At 63.7% G+C, this 17,765-nt stretch carries 13 protein-coding genes; 10 read left to right on the forward strand and 3 right to left on the reverse strand.

Annotated features, from left to right (window positions below):
- Positions 1-5 precede the first annotated feature (5 nt).
- Positions 6-1,790: a dihydrolipoyl dehydrogenase gene (gene lpdA, locus O0880_RS03950; RefSeq protein ID WP_289885177.1), complete on the forward strand. Its 1,785-nt coding sequence runs from the start codon at positions 6-8 to the stop codon at positions 1,788-1,790.
- Positions 1,791-2,174: 384 nt separating this feature from the next.
- On the forward strand, positions 2,175-3,359 hold the full coding sequence (locus tag O0880_RS03955) for a hypothetical protein (RefSeq protein ID WP_289885178.1): 1,185 nt from the start codon (positions 2,175-2,177) through the stop codon (positions 3,357-3,359).
- 21 nt (positions 3,360-3,380) lie between these two features.
- Here the strand turns inward: O0880_RS03955 and O0880_RS03960 are convergent, their stop codons facing one another.
- Positions 3,381-4,097 (reverse strand): TetR/AcrR family transcriptional regulator, encoded by a 717-nt coding sequence (locus O0880_RS03960; protein WP_289885179.1) that lies wholly within the window; start codon positions 4,095-4,097, stop codon positions 3,381-3,383.
- Positions 4,098-4,244: 147 nt separating this feature from the next.
- Between O0880_RS03960 and O0880_RS03965 the strand changes: the two genes are divergently transcribed.
- Genes O0880_RS03965 through O0880_RS03975 form a run of 3 tightly spaced genes read left to right on the forward strand, consistent with a single transcriptional unit; the run spans position 4,245 to position 8,526 of the window.
- Positions 4,245-5,450: an HlyD family secretion protein gene (locus O0880_RS03965; RefSeq protein ID WP_289885180.1), complete on the forward strand. Its 1,206-nt coding sequence runs from the start codon at positions 4,245-4,247 to the stop codon at positions 5,448-5,450.
- A 6-nt stretch (positions 5,451-5,456) separates the two neighbouring features.
- Positions 5,457-7,055 (forward strand): DHA2 family efflux MFS transporter permease subunit, encoded by a 1,599-nt coding sequence (locus O0880_RS03970; RefSeq protein WP_071322279.1) that lies wholly within the window; start codon positions 5,457-5,459, stop codon positions 7,053-7,055.
- 31 nt (positions 7,056-7,086) lie between these two features.
- Entirely contained in the window at positions 7,087-8,526 is a 1,440-nt protein-coding gene (locus O0880_RS03975) for an efflux transporter outer membrane subunit (RefSeq protein ID WP_289885181.1), read from the forward strand.
- 127 nt (positions 8,527-8,653) lie between these two features.
- Here O0880_RS03975 and O0880_RS03980 read toward each other — a convergent pair whose 3' ends face one another.
- Positions 8,654-9,571, reverse strand: coding sequence for a LysR family transcriptional regulator (locus O0880_RS03980; RefSeq protein WP_289885182.1), 918 nt, complete (start codon positions 9,569-9,571; stop codon positions 8,654-8,656).
- Between the two features lie 114 nt (positions 9,572-9,685).
- Between O0880_RS03980 and O0880_RS03985 the strand changes: the two genes are divergently transcribed.
- The 5 genes from O0880_RS03985 (at position 9,686) to O0880_RS04005 (ending at position 15,449) form a co-directional block, all read left to right on the forward strand.
- A complete protein-coding gene (locus O0880_RS03985; protein WP_071322281.1) occupies positions 9,686-10,285 on the forward strand; it encodes a short chain dehydrogenase in 600 nt (199 codons plus the stop codon).
- A gap of 143 nt (positions 10,286-10,428) precedes the next feature.
- Positions 10,429-12,168, forward strand: coding sequence for a hypothetical protein (locus O0880_RS03990; protein WP_289885183.1), 1,740 nt, complete (start codon positions 10,429-10,431; stop codon positions 12,166-12,168).
- A gap of 206 nt (positions 12,169-12,374) precedes the next feature.
- Positions 12,375-13,046, forward strand: a complete 672-nt coding sequence (locus O0880_RS03995) for a hypothetical protein (protein ID WP_289885184.1) — start codon at positions 12,375-12,377, stop codon at positions 13,044-13,046.
- Between the two features lie 100 nt (positions 13,047-13,146).
- Positions 13,147-13,878, forward strand: a complete 732-nt coding sequence (locus O0880_RS04000) for a BON domain-containing protein (RefSeq protein WP_289885185.1) — start codon at positions 13,147-13,149, stop codon at positions 13,876-13,878.
- Between the two features lie 278 nt (positions 13,879-14,156).
- Complete coding sequence (locus O0880_RS04005; protein ID WP_289885186.1) at positions 14,157-15,449, forward strand: MFS transporter; 1,293 nt, start codon at positions 14,157-14,159, stop codon at positions 15,447-15,449.
- A 55-nt stretch (positions 15,450-15,504) separates the two neighbouring features.
- On the opposite strand, the gene O0880_RS04010 is transcribed toward O0880_RS04005, so the two are convergent.
- Positions 15,505-17,652: a S9 family peptidase gene (locus tag O0880_RS04010; RefSeq protein ID WP_289885187.1), complete on the reverse strand. Its 2,148-nt coding sequence runs from the start codon at positions 17,650-17,652 to the stop codon at positions 15,505-15,507.
- Between the last annotated feature and the right edge of the window lie 113 nt (positions 17,653-17,765).

Consider the following 17,765-nt stretch of genomic DNA (forward strand, 5'->3'; position numbering starts at 1 on the left):
GATTGATGAGCACAGTAGAGGTAAAAGTACCGAATATCGGCGACTTCAAGGAAGTCGAAGTCATCGAACTGATGGTCAAGGTCGGCGACACCATCAAGGTGGACCAGTCCCTGATCACGGTCGAATCGGACAAGGCCAGCATGGAGATTCCGTCGACCCACGCGGGCGTCGTCAAGGAAGTCAAGGTCAAGGTCGGCGACAAGATCGCCGAAGGCAGCGCGCTGCTCGTGGTGGAAGCGACTGAAGGCGCGGCAGCTGCCGCGCCAGCGGCTGAGGCTGCGCCTGCACCTGTGGCCGCTGCGGCTGCCCCGGCGGCGGCACCGGCAGCCGTTGCCGCCATCCCGGCCGGCAATTACAGCGGCCAGGTCGACATCGACGTCGACATGATGGTGCTGGGCGGCGGTCCTGGCGGCTACTCGGCAGCGTTCCGCGCGGCCGACCTGGGCATGTCGACGGTCATCGTCGAGCGCTACGCCACCCTGGGCGGCGTGTGCCTGAACGTGGGCTGCATCCCGTCGAAGGCGCTGCTGCACGTGGCGTCCGTCATCGACGAAACGGCGCACATGTCGAATACGGGCGTGACGTTCGCCAAGCCGACCATCGACATCGACCAGGTACGCAAGTACAAGGAAGGCGTCATTTCGAACATGACGGGCGGCCTGGCCGGCATGGCCAAGGCGCGCAAGACGCAAGTGGTGACGGGCGTGGGCCAGTTCCTCAGCGCCAACCACATCGAGGTGACGGCAGGCGACGGCACGAAGAAAGTCGTGCAGTTCAAGCAGGCCATCATCGCCGCCGGTTCCTCCGTGGTGAAACTGCCATTCGTGCCGGAAGACCCGCGCATCGTCGATTCGACCGGTGCGCTGGAATTGCGCCAGATCCCGAAACGCATGCTGGTCATCGGCGGCGGCATCATCGGCCTGGAAATGGCCACCGTGTATTCGACCTTCGGTGCGCGCATCGACGTGGTCGAAATGATGGATGGCCTGATGCAGGGCGCCGACCGCGACGCCGTCAAGGTGTGGCAGAAGTTCAATGAAAAACGCTTCGACAACATCATGACCAAGACCAAGACGGTGGCCGTCGAGGCGCTGCCGGAAGGCATCAAGGTCACGTTTGAAGCGGCTGAAGCGGGCGCCACGGCGCCGGCGCCGCAGATCTACGACCTGGTGCTCGTCGCCGTGGGCCGCAGCCCGAACGGCAAGAAGATCGCCGCCGACAAGGCCGGCGTGACGGTTACCGAGCGTGGCTTCATCGAAGTCGACAGCCAGATGCGCACCAACGTGCCGAACATCTTCGCCATCGGCGACCTGGTGGGCCAGCCGATGCTGGCGCACAAGGCCGTGCATGAAGCCCATGTGGCCGCCGAAGCGGCTTCCGGCCAGAAGTCGCACTTCGACGTCAAGGTGATCCCGTCGGTCGCCTACACGGACCCGGAAGTGGCATGGGCCGGCATCACGGAAGACGAAGCGAAAGCCAAGGGCATCAAGGTCGAGAAGGGCCACTTCCCGTGGGCCGCATCGGGCCGCGCCGTGGCCAACGGCCGCGCCGAAGGCTTCACCAAGCTGCTGTTCGACGCCGAAACGCATCGCATCATCGGCGGCACCATCGTCGGCACGCATGCGGGCGACATGATCGGCGAAATCGCGCTGGCCATCGAAATGGGCTGCGACGGCACCGACATCGGCAAGACCATCCATCCTCACCCGACCCTGGGCGAGTCGATCGGCATGGCCGCCGAGGTGTATGAAGGCGTGTGCACGGACTTGCCGCCGCCGCGCAAGCGCTGATCGCTTGATGCTGTTGTAAGCTGAAAAGCCCCGCAAGCGATTGCGGGGCTTTTTTATTGTGATCTGCTGGCTGCCGTCCCGACCCAAGGTGCGCCGACTTGCCGCCACCGCGCAAGCGCTGACAGAAAATTAACTTTCAGTACTGAAAATACCGGGACATGCTTCCGGTTTTTTTATTTTCGTTGACTTCAGTCACGTAAAGCGCAGCCGATACAGGAGAGATAGGCCTCATGTGAAAATTGGTGAGTATTGCCGTATGGAAAAAGTGGCAAAATGGGGGACTGTAACCATGTTTCGCTCGCGCTTGCCCAGGGGTGTGTGATTTTTCCCTGAACGTTGCCAGTGTCCGGTCAAGTTCGGCTGTACTGAGAAAGCTTTGCAACAATGAAAAAATTTACCGCCCTGCATATTTCCGATGTCCGCTTGCGCCGGGCCGATGAGCAAGAGCAAGCCGTGATGCTGCACGCCTTGTACCAGGATGTGGCCGCCATTCTGGCGGCGGGCAAGCAGATCGACGCCATTTTCTTCACGGGCCAGCTGGTGGCGCCTGACGCCTGTGCCGGCACGACGCCCGTGTATGTCTACGAATATTTCCTGCGCCCCCTGCTGCAGGCGGCCAGCCAGCCAGGTGCGCGCTTTTATCTGGTGCCGGGCAGCCGCGTGCAGGGCGTCGCCGCGACCACGCTGGGCAACGCGGGCTTCAGCTTTTTTTCCGCCGACGAGCATGCCAGCGCGGAACAGCGCGCGCGCTACAAGAATATCCACGCCGTGTTCCACGGCCACCAGCATACGGGCGACGCCAGTTCGTTGATGCGCTCGCTTGGGATCTTGTTCAAGAGTAATCCTGGCAGTCTCTACGGTTCGCATGGCCAGATGGCGGCTTTTGCCGTGTTGGAATTCGGCAGCGATGCGGCCGATGGCGACGCGCCAGGCACGCAGTGGACGGTGGCCCTGCGCGAGTTCGATGAAGTGAGCAAGAACTTCGCCCTGTCGGTGCTGTACACGCCGAATGGTCACGAAACGGGGCAGATGGATGCCGAGTATGTGTTTGCCACGCTGCTGCCGCAACTGGCCGGCGAGCGCCTCTATCTCGAGGGCTTGCTGGGGAAGGCGGGCTTGCCGCACCAGGGGCCGTCGGACGACGCGGTGGCCGCGCGCGAATTCCTGATCGAGCTGGCGTTCGTGATGTTCGAAGCCAAGACCCTGTTCCTGGGGCAGGCCGAGCTGGAACGCTTCGCCAGCGATTACTGTGGCGTGAAGGGCTGGAGCATGGCGGCCGGGGAGTGGCTGGCGCCCCTGTATGCGCACGGCTTGCTATTGCGCGCCGATGGCCAGGTGGCGTTCGCCTTCGATTATTTCCGCACCTATTTCCTGGCGCAGCGCTTTGAAACCTCGTTCGACCTGATGCGCTACGGCCCAGATCGCTATGATGGCAGTGAGTCCTCACTTAGCTTTGATGGCACGTCGGCAGCCCAGCCATTCCTGCGCGCGCTGGGCCTGAGCGGCGAACGCATCGAGGCTGGCCCGGTGCAGGCGAGCATGCAGGAAGACTGCCGCCGCCCTGGCTGACGCCGCCTCAGGCTGTTAGCTTCAGGCCACCGGCTGCTTGCGCAAGGTGCCGTGCAGGAACAGGTCGAGACTGACGGCCACCTTGCCGCGCAATTGCGCCACATCCGGTTGCGCCTGCGGTGGAAACAGCAGGCGCGACATCTGGTCGCCGAGCAGGCAATTGAGCAGGTGCAAGGCCAGCATGGGGGCCGTCAATTCCTCGCGAAACAGCGGCGCAATATCGGGACGGCTGAAAAACTTGGTCAGCATCTCGCGCGTCTGTCCCGGTCCCACCTTGTAAAACGTTTCCGCCAGTTCCGGGTGCGTGGCCGCCTCGGCCACCACCATGCGATTCAGGCGGATGGCTGCCGGCATGGTGACCAGTTGCACGAACAGCAGGCCGAACTCGCCGAGGATGGTGGGCAGGGGCCGCATATCCGTTTCCAGCGCCGGCATGGTGGAGAAATAGGCGGCGCGGCGTTGTTCCACCACGGCATTGAACAATCCCGACTTGCCGCCGAACTTCACATAAATCGTGCGCACGGCCACATGGGCTTCGCGCGCGATCATTTCCAGGCTCACTTTCCCATACCCTTTTTCCAGGAACAGGCAACCGGCCGCATGCAGCAGGTTTTCCATGCGCGCCTCCATGTCGGCCGCGCGCGGGCGTCCGGCCGGCTTGCCGCAGCAGCTGAGCTCCTGGGCATTGTCGGTATTGTTGTCGGTAGGCAAAGTATCGCTGAGGCCGGGATCTGGCATGCTCGGGGTCTCTTTTATAAGGTTGGAAGGTGAGTGATGGCTCACACTGTAGTGCAAATTAAAATGAAATGCAATCGTTTCATTTCTTGACTTTGGCTTTTCTTTGTCCAATAATGAACAGATATCATTTCATTTCCGGAGCGCAGTATGTCGAATCAGCCTGGCCAAGCAGAACAAAAAGTGCTTAGCGCCGTCCCACTCGCGGCCCCGGTCGCACCGTCCGCGCCCGCCGCATCTGCCAGCTCCACCCCGCCCAACCATCGCGTGAAGATCATCGCCGGCCTGATCGTCCTGGTCGCCCTGGGCGCCGGCGCGCGCATGTGGTACCGCAGCCATTATTTCGTCGAAACGGAAAACGCCTACGTTTCCGGCCACGTGCATCCCGTCTCGGCGCGCATTTCCGGCGTCGTCAGCAAGGTCTTCATCGATGACAACCAATTGGTGAAAGAGGGCGACGTGATCGCCGAACTCGACCCGTTCGACCAGCGCGTGAAGACCGAACAGATCGCCGCGCAAATCGCCAGCGCCGAGCAGCAGGTGCTGCAAGCCGATGCGCAGATCGCGCAAGTGCAGGCGCAGGCCAGCGCCGCCCAGGCGCAGGTGGCGCAAGCCGACGCCCAGCTGCTGCGCGCCAAACAGGACGCCGAACGCTTTGGCCAGCTGTACACGAGCCAGATGAAAGCCGTCTCGAAGGCGGAACTCGACGCGGCCAACGCTGCCCGCTCGGGCGCCGTGGCCGACCTGGCCGCCCGCCGCGACAGCGCCGTGGCCGCCAAGGCGCAGATCGGCGCCGCCCAGGCCGCGCGCGACGTGGCCAAGGCCCAGGTGGCCGTGCTGCGCGTGCAGTTGAAGGATGCCGAGCAGCAGCTGCAATACAACCGCATCCTGGCGCCCGTCGCCGGCCGCATCGGCAAGCGCAACGTGGAAACGGGCATGCGCGTGCAGCCCGGCCAGCAATTGACGGCCATCGTGCAGGACAACGTCTGGGTCACGGCCAACTTCAAGGAAACGCAACTGGCCGACCTGCACCGCGGCCAGAGCGTGCACGTGACCATCGACGCCATGCCAGGCAAGAAACTGGTGGGCACGGTCGACAGCTTCGCCCCCGCGTCGGGCGCGCAATTCGCGCTGCTGCCAGCCGATAACGCGACCGGCAACTTCACCAAGATCGTCCAGCGCGTGCCGGTGAAGATCGTCTTCCAGCCGGCCGACATCAAGGCCATGAACGGCCGCCTGGTGCCGGGCATGTCGGTGATCGCCGAAGTGGAAGTGAATCAGCCCGAGTCGCCTCAAGCTCAGGACGCGGCCGCGCGCCACGCCGCCGCGCCAGCCGCCCAGACCACCGCCCGCTAAGTTGTCATGAGCAGCCCCTCCACCACGCTGGCGAAGCCGCCGGCGTTTCCCGTGATCGACGAAAAAGTCTCCGGACGCACCTGGCTGGCGGTCGCCGCCGGCATGCTGGGCGCCTTCATGGCGGTGCTCGACATTCAGATCACCAACTCCTCGCTCAAGGATATCCTTGGCTCGCTGTCGGCCACCCAGGAAGAGGGCTCGTGGATTTCCACGGCCTACCTGGTGGCGGAAATCATCGTCATTCCCCTCACCGCGCTGCTGGCGCGCGTGTTCGGCCTGCGTACCTATATGATCGGCACCACCGCTTTCTTCCTGCTGTTCTCGACCCTGTGCGGGGCGGCGTGGAACCTGGAAAGCATGATCGTCTTCCGCATGCTGCAAGGGTTTACGGGCGGCGCGCTGATTCCGATGGCGTTTACGCTGGTGATGCTCAAGCTGCCCGCCTCGAAGCGCGCCGTCGGCATGGCCATCTTCGGCCTGACGGCCACCCTGGCGCCGGCCATGGGCCCGACCCTGGGCGGCTATCTGAGCGAGCTGTATGGCTGGCCCTCGATCTTCTACATCAACTGGGTGCCGGGCGTGCTGCTGATCGTCGGCATGATCTATGGCCTGGACCGCGAGCCGACGAACCTGAAGCTGTTCTGGAAGGCCGACTGGCTCGGCATCTTCTTCATGGCCCTGGGCCTGGGCTGCCTGACGATTTTTCTCGAAGAGGGCAATTCGAAGGACTGGTTCGATTCGGGCTTCATCATCGCCTTCGCCGCGCTGGCCCTGACGGGCATCCTCGGCTGGGTCGTCACCAGCGCCACGCGCGCCGAGCCGTTCGTCAACCTGGCCCTGTACGGGCAGCGCAACTTCCTCGTCGCCACCGTGCTGTCGGCCGTGACGGGCATGGGCCTGTACGGCTCGGCCTTCCTGCTGCCGCTGTTCCTCGGCCAGATCGCCGGCTACTCGCCGATGCAGATCGGTGAAGTCATCATGTGGGTGGGCTTGCCGCAGCTGTTCATCATGCCGTTTGTCGCCAAGCTGTCGTCGAAGGTGGACAACCGCATCCTGTGCTCGTTCGGCCTGCTGCTGTTCGGCGGCTCGTGCATGATGAATGCCTACATGGACGCTTCCACCGGCTATGACCAGCTGCTGTGGTCGCAGGTGGTGCGCGCGCTGGGCCAGCCCTTCGTCATGCTGACCCTGTCGAACTTCGCCATGAAGGGCATCGCGCCGAAGGACATGGCATCCGCTTCCAGCCTGTTCAACATGACGCGCAACCTGGGCGGCTCGATCGGCATCGCCCTGCTGGCGACGGCCCTGAGCACGCGCGAACATTTCCACTCGCAGCGCCTGGGCGAAGCGATCAACGTGTTTTCCAGCGCCACGCAGCTGCGCATCGACCAGCTGACGTCGTCGTTCATGGCCAAGGGCTATGACGCCGTCACGGCCGGCAACCAGGCCTTGCAGGCGATCGACGGCATCGTGCGCCGCGAAGCGTATGTGATGGCCTACAACGATGGCTTCTTCCTTATCGGCGCCATTCTGCTGGCCTGCATCGTGCCCCTGTGGCTGGCCGACAAACTCAAAGCCCCCGGTGGCGGTGGCGGCGGTCATTGACCGCCCACTCAAGAACAAGAAGGTAATCACCATGCAAACCGCATCTATGAACATCACGAAAATCGCGCTGGCCGTCTCGCTGGCCGTGGCGCTGTCCGCCTGCGGCACCGTGGGCCAGGATTTCAAGGCTCCGGAGAATGTCGCCGGCATCGACAACGGCACCTTCCGCCATGGCGCCAGCGCGGCCGACGCCGCGCAGTTGCCCAAGGAATGGTGGAGCATCTACGGCGATGCGACCCTGAACCGTCTCGAGCAAAGCGCGCTGCAGGACAATCCCGGCGTCAAGGCGGCCGGCGAGCGCCTGCTGCAGGCACTGGCGCAAAGCGGCACGGCACGCGCCAACCAGGGCCCGAGCGTCAACCTCAGCACGGGTGTGTCGAACTCGCGCACCTCGGCGAATACCTCGCAGGGTCTGGCCCTGGGCAACCGCTCGATCAGCGGCAACAATTTTTCCGTGGGCGCTTCGCTGTCGTATGAAGTCGACCTGCTGGGCCGCGTAAAACGCATGGTCGAAGCGGCCGATTCGCAGGCGCTGGCGGCGCAGGCCGACCGCGACGGCGTGCTGCTGATGCTGTCGGCGCAAGTGGCCAGCAATTACTGGCAGCTGCGCGGGCTGGACGCGGAACTGGCGATCCTGAATGGCGCGCTCGACACGCGCCGCGAGTCGGCGCAACTGGTCGAGGCGCGCTTCAACGCGGGCTTGACGAATGAGCTGGACCTGGCGCGCGCAAAAGTCGAACTGTCGAACGCGCAGGCCGACCTGCATGAAGTCAAGCGCCAGCGCAACCAGCTGGAAAACAGCCTGGCCACGCTGACGGGCAAGCCGCCGTCGGCGCTGCAATTGCCGGTGGCCGCCGAGCCATCGGCCTTGCCGCTGCCGCCCGCCATCCCCGTCGGCCTGCCGGCCAGCCTGCTGGCGCACCGCCCGGACCTCGTGTCCAGCGTGGCGGGCTTGCGCGCGGCGAACGCGCAAGTGGGCGTGGCCGAAGGCGCGTTTTATCCGTCGCTGCAATTGACGGGCAATTTCGGCTACGCCTCGGAAAAGCTGCGCGACCTGGCGCAGGGCGGTTCGCGCCAGTTCAGCTTTGGCCCGCTGGCCCTGTCCCTGCCCATCTTCGACGGCGGCCGCAACCAGGCCAACCTGGACTTGAGCAAGGCGCGCTACGCGGAGGCTGTCGCCAACCATGAAACCAAGCTGCTGACGGCCTTGCGCGAAGTGGAAGATGCGCTGTCCGACGTCGAGCAGCGCCAGTTGCAGGGCGACGCCCAGGCCCTGTCGCAGGCAGCGGCGGCGCGCGCCTACCTGGTGGCGCGCACGCGCTACGAGCGCGGCATCTCGACCTACCTCGACGTCACGGATGCCCAGCGCAGTTCGCTGACAGCCGACCGCGCCGCCGCGCAGATCAAGACCCAGCGTCTGCTGGCGACGGTGGCCGTGGCCCGTTCCTTGGGTGCCGGCTGGCAGCATTGAAGGACACCAGAGAAAACCTGCCGCGCGTCGCGCCTGGCGGCCGGCGAGCCTCGCTGCCGCTCGCTACGGTTTTCTCCGGTGTCGCAAGCTCAACCATGAGCAACACATGGCAAGTCCATCCAACTAGTTACGTGAGCGTGGCCGGTGGCGGTGTCGCCGCCGGCCCGTAGCGTTCCAGCAGAAAATCGATGAAGGTCGTCAGCTTTGGCGTTGGCTGGCGGTCGCGCGAGTACACGAGGTGCATGGGCCGCGGCGTCGGCACGTAGTCGTGCAGCAGCGGCACCAGCGTGCCGGCGGCGATATCGGCGGCCATCAGGATTTCCGCCTGCATGACGATGCCGAAGCCGTGCAGCGCCGCCACGCGCAGCGCCTGGCCATTGTTCGAGCGAAAGCGGCTGGCGCGCACGGGGCTGCCGTCGTCGTCGCCGCTCCTGGCCAGGCGCCAGCGCACATGGCGCGTCCACTGCATGAAGTCCAGGCATTCGTGCCGCGCCAGGTCCGCCGGCGTGCGCGGCGTGCCGTGTTTCGCCAGATAGGCGGGGGCGGCGCAGATCACCATCGCATACGGCCGCAGCGCGCGCGCCACCATGCCCGAATCCTCGAGCTTGCCGATGCGGATGGCCGCATCGAATCCTTCCTCCACCAGGTCCACGGTTCTGTCGTTTAAGTTCAGTTCCAGGCTCACTTCCGGATATGCATCGAGGTAGTCGGCCATCAGCGGCGCGATGCATTCGCTGCCGAACGACACGGGTGCCGTGATCTTCAGCTTGCCGCGCGGCGCCGTGCGCATGGCTTCGGCCCCCCGTTCGGCGGCGCTGATGCTGGCCAGGATGTGCCGGCACTGTTCGCAGTACTGGGCGCCGATTTCCGTCAGCGCCTGGCGCCGCGTGGTGCGCGCCAACAGCCGCGCGCCGAGCCGCTCTTCCAGATAGGCGATGTGCTTGCCCACCATCACGGGCGAGATCTGGAAGGCCTCGGCGGCGGACGTGAAACTGCCCGCGTCGACGACGGCGACAAAGATTTCCATGCTGCGCAATTTATCCATGGTCGCTCGATTCCAAACTATGGGTTAGTAATCTTGTAAATTCTAGCGTATTTATTGCTTTCCTGAAGCGGCGCATACTGGCTCCATCGTTCAACAGCAGACAAGGACAGCATCATGAAAATCGTCATCATCGGCGCCAGCGGCACCATCGGCAAGGCCGTCTCGGCACAACTGGCACAGCGCCATGAAATCATCGAAGTGGGCAGTCGCTCGGGCACGCACCAGGCCGACATGGGCGATATCGCCCAAGTGCGCGCCCTGTTCAAGCGCATCGGCAAGGTCGACGCCGTTGTTGTCACGGCCGGCAAGCTGCATTTCGGCCCGCTGGCCGATTTCACGCCCGAGCAATTCCAGCTGGGCCTGGAAAGCAAATTGATGGGGCAAGTCAACGTGGCGCTGGTGGCGCAGGAATACCTGAACGATGGCGGTTCCATCACCTTGACCAGTGGCATCGTGGCCGACCAGCCCATCCGTTTCGGCACGGCCGCCACGATGACGAATGCGGCCGTGGAAGGCTTCGCGCGCGGCGCCGCCATCGAATTGCAGCGTGGCGTGCGCATCAACGTGGTCAGCCCGACGGTGCTGGAAGAGTCGCTGGAAGCATATGGCCCGTTCTTTTACGGTTTCGAGCCGGCCGCGGCCAGCCGCGTGGCGCTTGCCTACAGCCGCAGCGTGGAAGGCGCGCAGACGGGGCAGGTATACAAGGTCTGGTAACCCAGGTTGGCCAACCGCGCCCGGCAGGTGATGGGGCAGATCAGGGGGCAGGTGGATTACAATCGCAGGCTGAGCAAGAAAGCGGTCGCGCGCCATCCGCGCCAGCCGCTTTTTTTCCTGAGAATAATCTAACCGAGACCCCCATGAAAAATATCCTGATTCCCTTGCTGATGGCCGCCGCCGTCGGCAGCGCCTGCGCCGCGCCGCAAGCGGCCACGCCCGCAACACCGGCTACCGCCGCGCAACTGACGGCCATGAGCGCCCGCTACGCTCCCGTCGAGCTGACTGCCGATACGGCGCACCTGTCCGCCGGCGACCGCCAGGCCATCGCCAAGCTGGTCGAGGCGGCCAAGCTGGTCGACGTGCTGCAATTGCGCCAGCGCTGGTCCGGCAACGAAGCCCTGTGGGCAGCCCTGAAGAAAGACAAGTCGGCCCTGGGCCAGGCCCGCCTGAATTATTTCTGGATCAACAAGGGGCCATGGTCGGTGCTCGACGCCCACGCTTCGTTCATGCCGGCCAGCTATGCCGGCATCGCCATTCCCGCGCACAAGCCGGAAGCGGGCAATTTCTATCCGCAGGGCGCCACCAAGGCCAGCCTGGAGACGTGGATGAATGGCTTGCCGGCAGAGGACAAGCAGCAGGCGCAATGGTTCTTCACCACCATCCGCGCCGGCAAGGATGGCACATATCAGACCGTCAAGTATTCGGACGAGTACAAGGTGGAACTCAAGCAACTGGCCAGGCTGCTCGACGAGGCGGCGGCCGCCACGGACAATGCGTCGCTGAAGAAATTCCTCACCCTGCGCGCCAAGGCTTTCCTCGACAACGACTACCTGCCGTCCGATTTCGCCTGGATGGATCTCGATTCGCCCGTCGACATCACGATCGGCCCCTACGAGACGTATAACGACGAGCTGTTCGGCTACAAGGCCGCGTTCGAGGCTTACGTGAATATCCGCGACCAGGCCGAGACGCAAAAGCTGAACTTCTTCGCCAAGCACATGCAGGAGCTGGAAGACAATCTGCCGCTCGACGCCCGATACCGCAACCCGAAAGTGGGCGCGCTGGCGCCGATGGTGGTGGTCAACCAGGTGTATGGCGCCGGCGACGGCAACATGGCCGTGCAGACGGCCGCCTACAACCTGCCCAATGACGAGCGCATCATCAGCGCGCGCGGCTCGAAGCGCGTGATGCTGAAAAACGTGCAGGAAGCCAAGTTCAAGGCCACCCTGACGCCGATCTCGAAACTGGTGCTGACGCCCGAGGCGCAGCAGGACGTGGATTTCAATTCCTTCTTCACGCACATCCTCGCGCATGAAATCATGCATGGCCTGGGCCCGCATGCGACCGTCGTCGACGGCAAGGCGTCCACGCCGCGCCAGGATTTGAAGGAAGCATACTCGACCATCGAGGAAGCCAAGGCCGATATCACGGGCCTGTTCGCGCTGCGCTACATGATGGACAAGGGGCAACTCAACGACACCCTGGGCCAGGGCGAGGCGGCTGAGCGCAAGCTGTACAACACTTTCCTTGCCTCCGGTTTCCGCACCCTGCATTTCGGCCTGACGGATTCGCATGCGCGCGGCATGGCCATCCAGATGAATTACATCCTCGACAAGGGCGGCTTTGTTGCGCTGGGCGATGGCAAGTTTGGCGTCGATTTTGCCAAGATCAAGCAGGCCGTGATCGACCTGGACCGCGAATTTTTGACCATCGAGGCGACGGGCGACTATGCGCGCGCGAAAGACCTGATGAGAAAATATGTGGTGATTCGTCCTGAAGTGCAGGTGGCGCTCGACAAGATGAAGGCCGTGCCCAACGATATCCGTCCGGAATTCGTCACGGCGCGCGCGCTGGACAAGGCGATGACGGCAAAGAAATAAACCTGGCGTAGACGGCATATTGTCAGTGTGAAAACCGGTGCTCCCGCACCGGTTTTTTTTCGTCTTTTTTGTGAAAAGTTGCCAGTTTTTCCTTGTGGAAATTTTTTTGGCGCTTACTCTACAGCGGTAACTCGCCACCATGCATTGCACTCCTTCCATTGCGCGCCCATCCTGCCTGTTGACCCATGTTGAAACTGCTCTCACTGATGAGTTTGCTCATCGTTGTGCGGCCCGCCGTGGCCACCGCCAATCTCACCGCACTGGAAACGCGCTGGCTGCAGGCGGGCCAGCCCGTCATCGCGTTTGCGCGTGCGCAAGGTTTGCCGCTCGATATCATCGTGCAGCCACAGGAGGCGCCCGGCGCCGTGCCGCTGGCGCTGGGCTTCGAAGCAGGGCGCTGCAAGCTGGTGCTGTCGCTGCGCGGCAATGCGCAAGCCGAGGCCGTATTGCGCGGCGTGCCGCCCGCGCGCCAGGGGGCGATGGTGGAAGCGATGACGGCGCACGAGATCGGCCATTGCCGGCGCTATGCGCAGGGCGACTGGCATGCCTTGCCGCGCGGCTTTGTCGAGCCGCCCAGCATGCAGCGGGGCAAGTTGAAACGGCTGGCGCAGGAATTGCGCGACACGCGCCGCGAGGAGGGCTATGCGGACCTGGTGGCGCTGGCGTGGATGCATGGGCGCCACCCTGAGCACTACCAGGAGGTGCTGGCATGGATGCGCGGCGTGCGTGCCAGCGGCGGGGGCGTGGGCGGTTCGCACGCCACGCAGGCATGGCTGGCGCTGGCGGAAAACGGGGCTGAATTTGATGGGGCTGCTTCACCATTTGAACAGGCGCAAGTTTTGTGGCAGATGGGTTTGAGCGGCGACAAAGGACCGTGAGTTTTTCGCGTGAATGGCTTGCCAGCGTGTGCTGTCGCACGGAGCTTTGCGCGCGGCAGCGGTCTAATCTGGGCATCAATTAACCCAGAGAGGAACCATCATGAACAAAATGATCGCACTCGTACTGGCCGCCAGCGCCAGCGCCCTGCTTGCCGCGGCACCCGCTTATGCGCAAGATACCTCATACAAGAGCCTGACCGACAAAGCCGCAAACGACTACAAGCAAGCCAAGGCCGCCTGCGATGCGCACAGCGGCAACGCGAAAAAAGTCTGCGTGGAAGAAGCCAAGGTGGCGCGCGCCAAGGCCGATTCGGATGCCGTAGCGCAATATCGCAATACGCCGCGCGAGCTGAGCAAGGCTCGCAAGGACGTGGCCAATGCCGAGTATGACCTGGCCCGCGCCAAGTGCGGCGACCGCACGGGCGCCGATAAAACCACGTGCATGAACGATGCCAAGGCTGCGAAAACGGCGGCCCTGGCCGACGCGAATACGGGCGCCAAGGCAGGCACCAACGTGGCGCAGAATCCGCCCGCCGTGGCGAAGGAAAACTGCGACGCCATGGATGCGACAGCCAAGGCCGCCTGCATGACGCGCAATGCGGCCGGCAGTACCAAGACGGCCATGTCCGACTCCGTCATCACCACCAAGATCAAGGCGGACCTGGTGAAGGACTCCACCTTGAAAGCGCTGGATGTGCACGTGGAAACGGTCAACGGCGTCGTCATGCTCAGCGGCTTCGTGCCGTCGCAAACTGAAGTGAAGAAAGCGGGCGACCTGGCCCGCGGCGTGGAAGGCGTGACGGACGTGAAGAATGGCTTGAAGGTGAAATAAGGCAGGGCAATGTCTGTCCGGCAAGCGCCGGGCAGGCCGTAGCCGCCAGCCCGGGTTGGCAGGGATGTGCCGCAATCGAGCGCTTCCTTGCCCATGCGCGGGCCGACGTGTCGCACTGCCTGGCTGTTGCGGCTTGTTGCGCGCAGGCGGCTGCTTCGAGGTCTGTCTTTAACAACAGCAGAGTTGAACTCGCTTGTATAAATTACGATCATAATATAATATGAGAAAAATCCCGCCGGCAGGTGGGGTGATATCCATTCTTTTCTCATGAGGACAGCATGCTTTCCTATCCTGTTTCGCAATGGCTGGCGCGGCGCGGCATCCACTTCGCCTGGGTCATCGTCGCCATTACTTTCCTCACGGCCTTGACCTCGTCGGCCGCGCTGGGCTTGCCGGGCGCGCTGATGCAGCCGCTGAGCCGCGAATTCGGCTGGGATGCCGAGCAGATTTCCTCGGCCTTGGCCGTACGTTTCGTGCTGTTTGGCTTGATGGGACCGTTTGCCGCCATCCTGATGGAACGCTTCGGCTTGCGCAACGTCATCTGCGTCGCGCTGGGCCTGATCGCGGCCGGCATGCTGCTGGCCACGCGCATGACGCAGTTCTGGCACCTCGTCGCCCTGTGGGGCATCCTGCTGGGGCTGGGCTCGGGCATGACGGCGCTGGTCTTGAGCGCCGTGGTGGCGAACCGCTGGTTCGACACGCACCGGGGCCTGGTGGTGGGCGTGCTGACGGCCAGCTCGGCCACGGGCCAGCTGCTGTTCCTGCCCGTGGGCGCCTGGCTGATTGAACACTTCGGCTGGCGCACGGCCGTCATGCCCGTCTTTGCCAGCTGCGCCATCGTCGCCGTCCTGGCTTTTTTCTGCATGCGCAACCGCCCGCAGGATGTGGCCTTGCGGCCTTACGGCGCCGATCCGGCCACGCCCCTGGCGCCGGTGCCGGCGGCGAAAATGACGTTTGCCACGCCGTTTGTGATCTTGCGCAGCGTGGCAGCGAACCGCACCTTCTGGATCCTCTTTGGCACGTTTTTCATCTGCGGCCTCAGCACCAATGGCTTGATACAGACGCACTTCATTTCCCTGTGCGGCGATTCCGGCCTGTCGGCCGTGCCGGCCGCCTCCGTGCTGGCCATGATGGGCGCGTTCGACCTGTTTGGCACGATCCTGTCGGGCTGGCTGTCGGACCGCTATGACAATCGCAAATTGCTGTTCTGGTACTACGGCTTGCGGGGGCTGTCCCTGTTCTGGCTGCCGTATTCGGAATTCACCTTGTACGGCCTGTCCCTGTTCGCCATGTTCTACGGCCTGGACTGGATAGCCACCGTGCCGCCGACGGTAAAACTGGTGGGCGCCACGTTCGGCAAGGAGCGGGCAGGCATGGTGTTTGGCTGGATCTTCGCCGGCCACCAGCTGGGCGCTGCCGTGGCCGCATATGGCGCGGGCCGCATCCGCACTTTGATGCTGACCTACAATCCGGCCCTGTTCGCGGCCGGTGCCGCCTGCCTCGTGGCCGCGCTGCTGGTGCTGGCGATCCAGCGCCAGAAGGCTGCCGTGGCCGTAGCTCAGCCGGCATGAAAAAAGCCAGGCCCGCGCGAGCGGAGCCTGGCTTTTCAAGAAGTACGCGGCAGGATTATTTCAGGTATTTCGCCAGCCAGCCCTCGACTTCGCTGTAGAAGAAGCGGCTGTTCTCGCCCTTCAGGATCCAGTGGTTTTCATCCGGGAAGACGAGCAGCTTGGCCGGCACGTTCAGGCGTTGTTGCACGGCAAAGTTCATCAAGGCATTGTTAGCGGGCACGCGGTAGTCGAGTTCGCCCACGGTGATCAGGATAGGCGTCGTGAAACCCGTGCCTTTTTCGTGATTGCCCGCCTGCATGACCGGGCTTTGATCGCGCCACACGGGCAGGTTCGACCAGACGGGGCCGCCCGCATTCGTTTCACGGCCGAAACCGCCATCGCTGGTGCCCCATTGCATGATGAGATCCATTTCGCCCGCGTGCGAGACGATGGCCTTGTAGCGCGTGGTGGTCGCCTGCAGCCAGTTGGCCAGGTGGCCGCCATAGCTGGCGCCGCCGGCGGCCAGTTTCGTGCCGTCGATGAAGGGGTATTTCTTGATGGCTTCATCGACGCCCTGGTTGACTTCGTCGCCCGGGCCCTTCAATGGGTCGAACTGGATCGAGCGCGAGAATTCCTCGCCGTAGCCGGTGGAGCCCTTGTAGTCGGTCAGCAGCACGACATAACCGGGCTTGGCCAGCAAGTGGTAGTTCCAGCGCAGCACGAACTGGTCGCGCCACATGCTGGCCGCGCCGCCGTGGATGACGGTAAACAGCGGGTATTTCTTGTTCGGGTCGAAATTGGCCGGCTTGACGAGCATGTTGTGGATCTGGCGGCCGTCGGCCGTCGTGAACCAGAAATGCTCGGGCGCCTGCCAGTCGATCTTGTCCGCCTTGTCCGTGTTGAAGGCCGTCAGGCGCTTCGGCTGCCGGCCGTTGAACGCATAGATTTCCGGCGGGTTGATGGCCGATTCCCACACGCCGACCAAAGCCTTGCCGCCGCTGCTCAGCGAGTTGATGGTGCCCGTTGGCAGGGAAGCCTCGTCGCGCACGTCGCCGCCCCTGGCGTCGATCGAGTACAGCTTTTCCAGGCCCGCATGTTCATAGCTGAAGATGATCCGCTTGCCGCCTTCCGGCAGCACGTAGCGGGAAATCGAACGGTCCAGCTTGGCCGTCAGTATCGTCGGCGCCGGGTTGCTCATGGGCCAGGCGAAGCTGACCAGGCGTTTCACGTCATACACCTTGCCCGGTGTTTGCGCATCGCTCAAGGCAAACAGGGTCTTGCCGTCGGCCGCGAACTTCAGGGAGCCGTAGCTATGCTTGTCCTGCGTCAAACGCTGCGCCTCGCCGCCCGCCACGGGCAGCAAATACAATTGCGAATACACGGCTTCGCGCTGGGCCGCATCGCGGTTGGTGGCCGCGTTGAAGACGACAGCCTTGCCGTCCGGTGTCCAGACGGCGTCCAGCGATTGTCCTTCATCGCCCTGGCCGCCGCCAAAGCCCGGCAGGGTAACCAGTTGCGTGCCCGACAGGATGTCGCGCGGCGCGGCCTCAGGCTGCGCGTCGACGATGAACAGGCGCACCTGCTTGTCGGTCAGCCATTTGTCGAAGTAACGGGGCGCCGTCGTTTCATACGAGCGGGCACTGTATTTGCGGTCCTTGCGCTCTTTCGCGCTTTGCTTGACGTCGCTTTCCGTCTTGTTGCCAGGGTAGATATCGCTGATGAACAGCAATTGCTTGCCATCGGGGCTCCATTTCGGCATGCGCGCACCCAGGGTCAGCGAGGTCAGGCGTTGCGCTTCGCCGCCGTTGGCCACGTCGAGGCGGTAGATCTGGCCCGCTTCATCGCCGTCGCGCTTGGCGACAAACACCAGCTGGCGGCTGTCCGGCGACCAGGCGACGGCGCCTTCGCCGCCCTTGGAGTAGGTCAGGCGGCGCGCCGGGCTGTCGTCAAGCAGCGACTTGATCCACAGGTCCGACCATTGATCCTTGCTGTCGTAGGCGCTGTCGACGACGGAAAACACGGCCCAGCGTCCGTCCGGGCTGGCGACGGGTGCGCCGACCCGTTTCATCAGCCATACGTCTTCATGCGTGATGGCGTGTTTGGCATTCGTTTGCGTGGCGGCAACTGGCGACGCAGGCGTGGTATCGGCGGCGTGGGCGAGCGAGGCGCAGGCCGCTGCGATCAGCAGGGAGCCGATGGAACGGCGAAGACGGGGTAAGGTCATGGGCGTGGTCCGGGAAGTGAAAAAAGTACAGCGGGCAACATTATTGCCCATCGTTTCCTGCACTGCCAAGGCCATGAACCGTTACTTACCAGGCCGCCGCGCGCGTGGCGGAC

Origin of the sequence: Janthinobacterium sp. SUN118 (assembly GCF_030397695.1) — a bacterium.
Taxonomy (GTDB): Bacteria; Pseudomonadota; Gammaproteobacteria; order Burkholderiales; family Burkholderiaceae_D; genus Janthinobacterium.